Below are 10,800 nucleotides of genomic sequence, written 5' to 3'. Positions count from 1 at the left end.
TAGGCCTTGGCTTGTACTCAATGCCATGAGCACAAAGAAGAGATCTCAACTCTGTATTCTCCTTTCGAAGAATCTCGTTTTGTGTAACAAGTAGGTTGTATTTCTTTTGCAGCTCATCCATATAGCAGAATTGGTGTTGACGATGACTAAGTTTACGGAATTCTCACGTAAACGCGTGTGAATTTTATTGGTTTACGTGAGAAACCTTTTTGGCGTAAATACTTGATATCCAGTATTTAATTTCACTCGCAAGATTAGGATGCCGCTATTACTTCACGGAAAAACAGCATGTAACCTCACGGAATTTTACATATTTTCCGTGAGATACCATACGGAAATTCCTTTAGCTCTCTTTGCATAAACTTTACCTGACATTCTTAGTTTTTTTAGCAAGTAATCAAGTTTGTTGTTTTTCTGCTTGTCATCTAACTGATCAGGAAGCACATCCCACAATAGACGAACGATTTCGGGCTTAGTCAATGAACCATGGTCTTTCAAAGAGTCGAGCAGTAGAGCCTCGCATTTCTTGTCATCGAGTCCTTTGTGCTTGGTATATTCTATCTTTTGGTCAGTTACTTGAGCAATATCCTTGGCAATGAAGATATGTGGAAGGCGACCTTCGATCAGCTTACGCTTGCGAAGCATGGCAACTGCCTCTGATGATATTCGTTTACCCTTTTGTACCGAATCAAGGAGCACTGCATCTGTCAAAGAGAGGTTGCGATTCTCCAATAGCAAGAGACTATAGTTTTCATCAATGATCTATAGCCCCTTTTTGTTTGACGACATCTGTTAGGGAAATGCCATCCACCCTGCTCATCGTATAATAATAGCGTCCATTATCTTCTCTCAATCTGTGGTATAACTGTGGTATATGGCAGTCTCGCTGGCGTGACAGCTCATACATTACCTGAGCCTCTATCTTAAACTGCCCGAGCTGTATGTCCACATATTTCTCCTTCGATGTTACTGAGAATCCCTGCGAGGAAAGGCGTGACATTGTTGCATCATCAATCTCATGTACATGGAACTCCTTCACTGCTACCACATTTATTCTATTGGTAGCCGAGGTTTGTCTAACCTGTGCACGATATATACGACCGAAACCACCAGCGTTCTCTGTGTCGCTGATGATTTCGTATTTGCCACCTTCTAAAAGGTCACCTTTGGAGAGTGGAGGTAATGGAGTATATTCAAATTTCTCTGGCACAGCAAATCTCTCAATTATACAAATGCATCTGGCCCCGTCACCTGTTCTCGTTTTGAAATGGATTCCAAGTGACTCTTGTATTTTGCCAACTCATTATAGAAGAAAGTGTGCGGCAAATTTGACAAAGGCTTACTACCTCCAATAAGATTGAAATGACGTGTTATCCATATCATTCGATTCTCAATGCCAGAGTCAAAGATTTGTGGGTTGTCTTTCATGAAGGACAAAATACCCTTGAGAGCCTCTTTATTTCGGCCAAGGTGACCAGTCCCTAAACGACGGGTGCGTAAGCCATCGTTACTGAAAAATATCTTTGTAAGGTCGTATTTGTGCTCGTCGCCAAGACTTTCATCTACGGTAAGATACACAGACCACCACATGTTCATGAGCGAAGTACGCATCAGACCATTTTGAGAAATAAGCCAATGGTCACGGATATACTTCTTCCTATCGTCATCCGAACGAGTCTGTCCTTTCTTTACCCCGTTCTTCTTATTGTCCGATTCATATTTCTCTAAGTCAGGCCATTCTCTTCTTACATAATTGGCTAGGTCAACATGGGAAAGATATACCCATAAAACCGAATTTGCGGCTAATGTAGGGGTAATATCTTTAAAGCTCTCATAAAGAATTATTGCAGCATCAAATTTTGATGGTGCATTCAACATTTTCTCCTCTAGTCCTTCAGGCTTTTCAACCCCTTTGAGACGACGGACTTGTGAGTCGTCATATTTTATACTCTCTCCAACATAGTTTTCAACTTTTATGTCGTTTGTCAATAAATTGACATATTCTGGTGTAAATATTCGTTGTAGTGCCATGTTAAAGATTTAGTTTTGAAGGTTCTTAATACTCATAAAAAGTAAATCGTATGGTGAGCCATATTCTGCATTTGAAAGCATGATTGTGGCTATATCTACAGCATCCGTAGGATCGTCAAGAGTCAGACCTTGATACTTATCAGGCATATTTTCCATCAATGCCTTAATGCTATCTGCCCAAGCCATACCCTCGTTCTTGTCTATGTTGAGAATCGCCTTAACCAAGGCGTTAAAAATAAGAGAGGTGTAGAACAGTCCCTTGTATTGGTCTCGGTTATACTCAAGGAAGTCAACATACATGTCCTCTGGAAGTTCAATGTTGATAATATCATCTCCCAAATCTATGTTAACGGACTTCCCGGAATCCTTACGCTTAACAACCTGAATGAATGCATTGAGGTCGGGCTTATTGTTGAAACGGGTGTTTACGTTATCAGACCATTGTGGAAACATAACCAATACAGCACCCTTTTCAAGAGAGAACTTTGGCATCTTGCCAGTCTCCGGATCACGATAATCAGGATTGAAATCAGAGTTGCTATAATTGGGGAAACCTACAGTAGTAACAACAAAGAAGGAGAAATCAATGTGGCCTACGACATCAGTTTTCTTTATAGGTACCGTAATGACAGGTGTTGCAGATTTATGAATTTTCTTATAGAAGGCTTTGTTAGAATCAACCTCACAGATATACTGCGCGTGATTCTCTGTTATATATTGCTTAATCTGTTTATTATCCTGCTTCAGATTAAAAGTATAGACATAGTATTCATCTTTCTCTTCAATGCTTACTACGCTTAAAGCGTCTTCTTCCAAGTCAGGAAGGACACCTTTGTTAATGCCCAATACGGGATGTGGGAAGGAACTATTTGCTTTCATTTGAAGTCTCTATTCTATCGGAGTTAATACGTAATGAATACTTAATATCTGAGTTGAAACGCACTTTGATAGTGAGCGGTATGTTTGCATTGATGTGTACTCCACCCAGAGCGTTCTTTACTTGTTTGGCATTGGCTTTGGAGTCATCGTCAGAATCTACGAAGTCTGTTTTGTCAACAAACTCTTCTCCATTACGGATCTCAAAGCCTGGTGCTTCCTCAATGTTAAGACCTAATGACTTACCTTCTTCATCAACACCATACAATTGAATCAAGGCGTTGTCAATTTCAGTATCGGAGAAGACCCGAATGATATGCCATACGGTATTATTCTCATCGGTTTGACTCCATGTTCTATAACTTACGTCAATTGGTACAGCATATATGCCTAACTTACCATTCTCGTCCTCTGTTGATTTGTTCTTCAAGGTACCAGGCTTTACAGGTCCTGGTTTTATTGGACGCTTCTTTTTCTTTCCACCGCTATTTGACAACAAACGACCTTGCACATCGAACTTCGCTTTTGTTTGTCGTGCCTTGCGAATAGTAGGAGTGGGATTCTTCTTATTCTCCGGTTTCTTTTTGGGGGCAAATATGTTATCGGGGTCAACAATATCATCCTTATGAGATTCGTCATCTGCACCCTTTGGCGTGGTAATCGTAAGTATTTTGTCCAAACCTGCTACTTGTTCTGTCTCCTGTGCATCATGCTGTAACTCATTACGTACTGCATCACGTATCAAATCCTTAATTGCATTCAAGGAATGAGTTGCAACAATGGAAGGAGTATTTCCTCTTGCTTCATAGTTAGGCCTTGACCATGAATCATGCGAACAGTCTTCCATCTCACGCAGATGGTTGTTACCATCCTCAGATTCACAAATGAATACTCCGTCAGCACCTTTGCAAGACGAGAACTTCTCTGAATACACGGTCATGAGAGGTGATCTCATGAATACAAACTGACCAGCAGCATCCTGTTGTTTATGAAGGTATAACAAAACGGGGCATTGTTTGCCATTCATTTCAACCGAATCGTTAATAACTTTGTAACCATCGATACCATCTTCTGCTTTCTCTATTATATTAAAAAAGAAACGAGGATTATATTCAAATATCTCCTTCTTCTTAGTGTTGGCGAGATCGAAATGAGCATTCATCAAGTCTGAAAGATGTTCCTTGTCAATAGTTACATCCTCTATTTTAACAATGAGTTTGTTCCGATAAATTGCCATCCAAAAGTTTCTAAGCACGGCCTCAATCAGTTCGTTTTTTATTTCATCACTGATGTATTTGACTCCGAGAACAAAAACAGAGGTACCTTTCTGTTTTGGACGGAAATACTCTGGAATTTTTGTCTCATCAGTTATGACTTCTCCCTTACCGTCTGTATCATAGAGACCATTAGGTGACAAGTCGTGACCGTCTTCAATGTAGTGCGTACAAAGTTTTGACTGACCTTCAAAGTTAACTTCGTCATCCGTCTTAGATGAAACAAATACAGTACTAATTGGTGAAAGCATCCAGAATACTGCCTTACCAAAACCAAATGCGCCACCAGCTCCATTAGGTTTTGAAACAATTCCCTCAGATATAAATGCATTGAAGGCAGACTTTGGGTCTGTAACATCATAATGCATACCTGTCGTATTAGAATCTACAATACGGAGATAGCCAATATTCTGGTCTGAGCGTAGAAATCCAGAAAAATTATCCAACATCGGAATAAAAAGCTTCTTAGCATTTTCATCATTTGGATACTTATCGAGACATCCTTGTATATGTTCTTTCAACGTAAAGAATTCCGGAAACTCCAAACCAGAAAACTCTCTATAGTCAAAGGATACGGTAACTGGCCGTGTTTTGTCCTCTACAGCGTCAAGAGAATTTTGTATGGACTCTCTAATCAGCGAATGATACTTTGTACCCTTAAAAGTAAGAGCAGTAGGATTGTTAGGGCCTTTCTCGTTGCCCTTAGCTTGTGGGTCAAAATGCCACTTACAGTTGAGTTCTTTGTTAATCATACAATTGTTTTTTTCGGGTGCAAAGTTATGATAATTTCTTCTAAATCTGAAAACTGGTATACGTATACCAAAACTTTTTGTCTCTTTCGTTTGCGGATGATTAGTTCTGCACGTCACTGAGGGTTTCGAGGGTCTTGACAACCTGGCCTAATTTTGATTCGTTTTTGGTAAGGTCCATCTGAAATCCGAGTGAAGAAGACTTTTGATTCACTGTTTTACAGAGTGCGGAGACACGATTATGATGCTCAGCTGCGACGAAGCAAATGTCTGTCATGGTTACTCCTGATATGCCAGAAATGTTTATAAGTCTGTTACCGTTAAGACTCATATTGTCATGCCGACTAACATGAGCCACTGGATGAACCTTTACGAAACGATGTCCATTCTGCATGCTATCACAAGCCAACATGTCATCTTCTGTAGCACGGAATGCTTTCAGAAGTTTCACACCATCGTTTCTGCGTCCGTTCATGTAACGTTTGTTCTCCTTCTTGTCAAGATGCAGATGGTAAGCGTCAACTCGATTCACACATCCATCAGCATAGACCATAATAAGGTCGTTCTTGCTTACCGGAGCATTGATTGGAATACAGAACTCAAGGTCACTGTCTGTAGGAATGTTCTTGCTCCACGACCAATCACCATTGGTGAACATGTTCATGTAGAAGCTTCCATATCCCTTCTTTTTCTCGCCTTTCATCACAAGCTTAGATGGAACTTCAACCTTTATAGTTTGTGGCTCAGTTTCTGGTTCCGCATCGCCAGTAGGCACTTCAGGAAGAAGTTCTTCTTGGGATTTGACTGAAGTTGGAGTAATCTGTAATGCGACAGGGCGCAACAAGTTCATCTTGTCAAGCACAAGTTTAATGATAGCTTCTGAACGAAGATGTGTGGTTCTGTTTCCCATACGTTTGAAAGCATCGCGCTCGTTATACCAAATTACGCTGAGTGATGGCTGGACATTTACCTCACAGACAGTATGCCCATTGTGTTCAGAGAATGTTATAATAACATAATCCTGAGCAACAGGACCAAGAAATGCATTCATACTTGAGCGCAGTTTATTTTCGTACCCGTCCTTATTCTCCTGATAGTGATGTGGGTCTTTTGTTGAGGTATTAAGCAATTTGTATTCATTCTCAATGCCGACAGCATCACCATTATCATTTACACCTATATATAATATACCACCATTGGCATTCATAAAACCAGCGATAGTTTTCAAGATTACCAACATTTGGGTGTCAATGTCTGGGCCAATCGCTCCTGCAGGATATATTATGGTAGATTTAAACTCACGATTATCGGTTTCTTCACCAAACTCGCCAACAGGTGTTTCTTCATCTGTAGCGGTAGGTGCAGCTTGTGCAACAGAATGTTTCTCTTCGGTTGTAACTTCACTAAGATAAATACAAGAGCGGTTATTTTCCTTCTGTTTGTATCCAGTTACGTTAAGTTGTACCTCGTCACCAGGTTGCAAAGCTGGGCACAAAGCACTTGGCTTGAACATATGAGTAATACCGTAGGCATCGCTGACAACATAGTAGAGCGTATCGTTGATTGTCTTGAGACTATCAACAACGAAGGTACAAATCTTGCTCTCACCTTTGTATGCTTCGGGGTAGAGCACGATGAGCAGCACATCCTTACTCTGTTCAAGGATGACAGCACCAGTATCTGTAATTTCTTTGACGTAGCACTTCAACACTTGTACTGGAACCTGAGGAGAAGACCAGTCCCATTCTGTCTGGAAATCATAAGCATAGACGGTGAAACGTCTATCGTCATCATCTTTGAGATAAATTCTGTGGTTAGCATTACCGATTCCGGTTACCCAGAAGTTGTAATATTCGCCTACTTTGTATTCTTTCATATTAGTTGAATTATAGTTTATTTGCTTTAATGATCTTACTGTAGTCGCCAAAGATGTCAACAATAACAATCCAGTCAAACTTTCTTCTGTTACGCTTTGCACATGCACAGATGGTTCTTATAGCGACGCAAAGGCACTACTTATTTACGAATAGAAATAACAGGCTATACGTATATTATACTACATCCGTATCAGCTCTGCAAGTTCTACATCAAGTAGCTTTGCTATTTTTACGAATGTCTCCATGGGTGGTTGACAGGTGTTGGTAACCCACTTTGAAACTGTTGTTGGAGCAACACCTAAGTTGTCTGACAGAAACTTATTGGGCTTGTCCTTCTCTGCCAATACAACTTTGATTCTGTTCAGAGGTTTTGTCTCTTCTTTGTCCATAATTACACCTTATTTATTATTATATCGCGCCAAAATTACAAAAAATAATTCAAACAACCTTGCAAAAAAGCTATAACCCTGTAAAAAAGTGAATTTTTTATGAAAATTTTTCACTTTTTGTCATTTTAGATCATTGTTGTCCACTAAAAATCCAGACATTACAAAATGTTCATTGATCGATTTTATAAAAGGCTCAAAATCAATGCAGTTTTTTGCCAAGTGATTAATAATCAGTCAGATTATGATTTCAAGTCCGTTGACTTAGATTTTGTGTATAACACTCAGAAAATCATTGGATTAGAATAATTATCGCGTTTTTTTAATGGACACTAATGTATCATTTTTGTATTTACATTATTTTATATAATGTCATTCCTGCGGGTCAGAAGTACCTGTCCGTGTGCCACGAGGTGCACATCTATATATAAAAGGTTGGCTACCTTCCATATAAGATGTAGCCGTAACTGCCAATGAGATGAGAGAAGGTCTCTCGGTGTCGGTGTGCAGGCACTGGCATCAAACCCTCTGCAAGCTGCTGCAGTCGGAAACGTTGCGGTGGTGAGCGTTGCAGAGAGGTACGTATTACTGAGCTGAACGCAAGTGAACCATTCGATGAGGTGTATGGGGCACAGAACGAAGCGTATAGGTGAGAGATAGGGAGGGAAAGACTGAAAGTTGTTTGTTTACAAAGAGTTATGGGTGTTGGGGCTGTTAGGGCGGCACAAAACGAAATGTTTACATAGGCTTACGTTTGCTTTACGTTTGAGGCAAATTCGTTTACGTCCGTGGGGCGATAGATTTACGCACAGAGGGCTGCACGTTTATGCGTGTGGCCTTTTTTGTTTGTGTGTGGGTAAATCCTTTGTCTGTGGGCGTTTAGCGCGTCTGTGGGCTTTGTATTGCGCCACGTTTGAACGGTATTCTGACGGCATTAGAAGGCGGTGGGTGTAGGAAAGTCCATGTCTCGGTTACGGGAGATAAAACGGGCGGAAATTGGCGAAAAATGGGGGGTGGGAGGACAGGTGGAGGGACAAAGTGGAGGGACAATTTTGAAAAACTGGAGGGACAAAACTCTTGCCCGAGCATACCGTGAGAGGGGGGAAGAACGAGCCAAAAAACGGAGTAGAGTATAGGAAACTGACCCTTTCGGTGCAACTTTGTTTTTCGATATACCTTATTATATATAGAATAAAGTGGTGATTTTGATGGTTTTAGGGGAGGTTAGGGGTATTAGAGTGTTGTTGTTGAGGGGGGACACCCCCTTGGGGGTATCCGTGGGGGACCCTACTCCAGTCGGATAATGCCAATGACGAGGGCTACGGCATAGATGTCCTCGTATGGTAGTTCAAACGGATCATATTCTTTGTTGTCGGACACGATGAGGACGTGCTGCTTGTCAGATCCGGGCTTTATGCGCTTGATAATTGCGCCTTGTGCCGTGTCGAGGACGTAGGGTTTGTTCCATTGGAAGAATAAGCCGGACATAGGGACACGCTGGCATGCCACGATGTCGCCAGAGATATATGTCGGCATCATGCTGTTGCCTTTTACCTGCATCAGGAAGTCGGCACCATTGAAAGCCGGAACCACATAACGCTCACATTCATACTCCAAGACTGACTGCTCCCCTGTCAGGGCACCAGCCATTGCGCTGAATGGTATGAGTGGGATGCCCTCTTTGGGGTTTTCCGTCTGATGGGCGACAGGGAGCGTGCCACCCTTAATCATTTCCCCATTGCCAGTCAATAACCACTCCGCTGAAAAGTGGGGATAATTTTCAACTATTGCCTGAATCCACTTTGCCTGTATGTCTGTTCCATTAGCAATAGCACGTGATAAAACGCCTTTACTGGCACCTATCTTTTTTTCAAGAGCGCTTATTGTTATACCCTCTTTTTCAGCTAAAACACTTATATTTTCTAAAATTTTTGCCATATCAGTTGAAAATTATCGCCAAATATTTTGGTAGGTTGAAAATTATCACTACCTTTGCAGCGTGTTCATAAATGTATAACTTAATTTTTAATGAAATGAAACAGATTATTCCCAGGGTGATGGAAACTTCTGCTTGTACTTATCAGGCATCAGGAACACCCACACAGGATCAAGGAGTGCATTCCGAAAGAGTTTACGAATGGCTATCTCAAACGCCTTTTGCTTCGTTGCTGACTGCGTTGAGAAGCGGAACCAGAGAAGATCAGCTTCGGTGTATGCTCCAAGTTGAGCGTTGGCTTCTGCGATGTCATCCGGCAGAGATATTCGGTCGATACACACGCAATCAATTCTTTGAAGATGTGCAAAGGATCTCATCGCTGTTTGGATTAACTCCCGGCTCTTCATTGCTGAGAGCGTATCGAAGTAAAACACCAAGATCGGTGTTACTGTGAATTTGTTAGCATTCTGCTTCATGTGTTCAATAATGAATGTGCGGCCAAAGGTACGAAATTTTGAGGAGATAGCCAAAGAAAGCATTAAGTTTAACATTATAAAATAAGTGATTATGGCAAAGACAAGAAGTGCGAGAACCATCAAGGTCTCGCAAGAAAACAAGGCGAAACTCGCCAAGATGTTCAACTGCACCGATCGTATGGTGTACAAGGCTCTGTGCTATGAGTGCCAGACGCTGCTGGCAAGGAAGATTCAGTACGTTGCCCGTAAGGAGATGGGTGGCTGGGTTGAGGCTGCCGTTCCTGAAGAGGAGATTTTCTACGACACGATGGACAGCGGTGAGCATGTGATGCGCCAGTATTTCAACAACGGTGCCGTTCTGGAGGTCAGCATGACCACTGGCGAGGGTGTTGTGAAATTCAAGGGTTCTCCCAGGTACCGCTATGAAGAGGTGCTTGTGAGTGATATTCCAACAATCCAGGACTATGCACGCAATCTGAGATAAGGAGGGGAAGATGGAGTATTACGGAAACATGTGGTGCATAAGTGCCCGTGAACTGGTGGACGGTGGTATTGTAAGCCAATCCAACTACCAGAAGATGGCGAGCCGCGGACGCATCGACGTGGTGCGTCGTGGCGGTGGTGCCTCTGGCCAGTATGCCCTTGTTGCCGTTGACAGTCTTCCTCGCGACTACAGAGCCAAGGTTGAAGAGCTCTATCCCAATGCCAAACTTACACATCTCGTGTGCTGGGTACGCAGCAACTACGAGATTGACCAGTCTGCGATGGCTTTTTTCCACAGCAGGGAACAAGCAGGTCTTGACCTGCCTCCTGAGAAGATCAAGGAATATGTGGTGAACGCCAGTGTACTGAACTGCTGCATCCGTTTGTATGAGCGTGCGGCAACAGCCCAGAAGATGTTTGGCGGCAAGTATAACTGGGATGAGATGGCTGCTTCTATCAAGGCATTGCAGATGGAACTCGGCCATACGTTGCCAGCGAGTACGCTGAGGTTTCGGAAGAAGGTGAACGAGTACAAGAGGGAGGGCTACGGCTGCCTTATCAGCGGGAAGTTCGGGAACCAGAGTGCGCGGAAGGTTGACTGGAAGACAGAGCGTCTGATACTGAGTTTGGCTGTTCTGCCGACCAAGCCCTACAACACGACGACACACGAGAACTACCTGTCGTTTGTATGCGGCGAGCTGGATGTGTATGA

10 protein-coding genes and 1 pseudogene are annotated in these 10,800 nt (G+C 42.3%); 2 read left to right on the top strand and 9 right to left on the bottom strand.

The features are described 5' to 3' along the window. Positions 1-306: 306 nt before the first annotated feature. From CIL02_RS06680 to CIL02_RS06640, 9 genes are all read right to left on the bottom strand, one after another. Positions 307-732 (bottom strand): hypothetical protein, encoded by a 426-nt coding sequence (locus tag CIL02_RS06680; protein ID WP_094400182.1) that lies wholly within the window; start codon positions 730-732, stop codon positions 307-309. A 22-nt stretch (positions 733-754) separates the two neighbouring features. Further along, positions 755-1,210, bottom strand: coding sequence for a hypothetical protein (locus tag CIL02_RS06675; protein WP_094400180.1), 456 nt, complete (start codon positions 1,208-1,210; stop codon positions 755-757). A gap of 14 nt (positions 1,211-1,224) precedes the next feature. Next, positions 1,225-2,031 (bottom strand): DUF6339 family protein, encoded by an 807-nt coding sequence (locus CIL02_RS06670; protein WP_094400178.1) that lies wholly within the window; start codon positions 2,029-2,031, stop codon positions 1,225-1,227. 9 nt (positions 2,032-2,040) lie between these two features. Next, entirely contained in the window at positions 2,041-2,910 is an 870-nt protein-coding gene (locus CIL02_RS06665) for a hypothetical protein (protein WP_141210149.1), read from the bottom strand. Then, positions 2,897-4,933 (bottom strand): hypothetical protein, encoded by a 2,037-nt coding sequence (locus CIL02_RS06660; protein WP_094400174.1) that lies wholly within the window; start codon positions 4,931-4,933, stop codon positions 2,897-2,899. The genes CIL02_RS06665 and CIL02_RS06660 overlap by 14 nt, the downstream gene beginning before the upstream one ends. Before the next feature lie 100 nt (positions 4,934-5,033). Further along, entirely contained in the window at positions 5,034-6,806 is a 1,773-nt protein-coding gene (locus tag CIL02_RS06655; protein ID WP_094400172.1) for a helix-turn-helix domain-containing protein, read from the bottom strand. A 180-nt stretch (positions 6,807-6,986) separates the two neighbouring features. After that, entirely contained in the window at positions 6,987-7,196 is a 210-nt protein-coding gene (locus CIL02_RS06650; protein ID WP_094400170.1) for a helix-turn-helix transcriptional regulator, read from the bottom strand. Between the two features lie 1,284 nt (positions 7,197-8,480). Then, the gene (locus CIL02_RS06645) at positions 8,481-9,131 is read right to left on the bottom strand and encodes a S24 family peptidase (protein ID WP_094400168.1); all 651 of its coding nucleotides are present in this window, start codon (positions 9,129-9,131) and stop codon (positions 8,481-8,483) included. Between the two features lie 105 nt (positions 9,132-9,236). After that, on the bottom strand, positions 9,237-9,605 hold the full coding sequence (locus CIL02_RS06640) for a hypothetical protein (protein WP_141210148.1): 369 nt from the start codon (positions 9,603-9,605) through the stop codon (positions 9,237-9,239). 91 nt (positions 9,606-9,696) lie between these two features. Between CIL02_RS06640 and CIL02_RS06635 the strand changes: the two genes are divergently transcribed. Next, positions 9,697-10,089, top strand: a complete 393-nt coding sequence (locus CIL02_RS06635) for a hypothetical protein (RefSeq protein ID WP_141210147.1) — start codon at positions 9,697-9,699, stop codon at positions 10,087-10,089. A 10-nt stretch (positions 10,090-10,099) separates the two neighbouring features. Continuing rightward, positions 10,100-10,800: pseudogene (locus tag CIL02_RS06630) on the top strand (hypothetical protein); the annotation flags it as partial.

It is taken from the genome of Prevotella sp. P3-122 (assembly GCF_002251365.1).
Taxonomy (GTDB): Bacteria; Bacteroidota; Bacteroidia; order Bacteroidales; family Bacteroidaceae; genus Prevotella.
The sequence above is the reverse complement of the archived record's forward strand: the minus strand, read 5'-3'. Positions and strand labels throughout refer to the sequence as shown.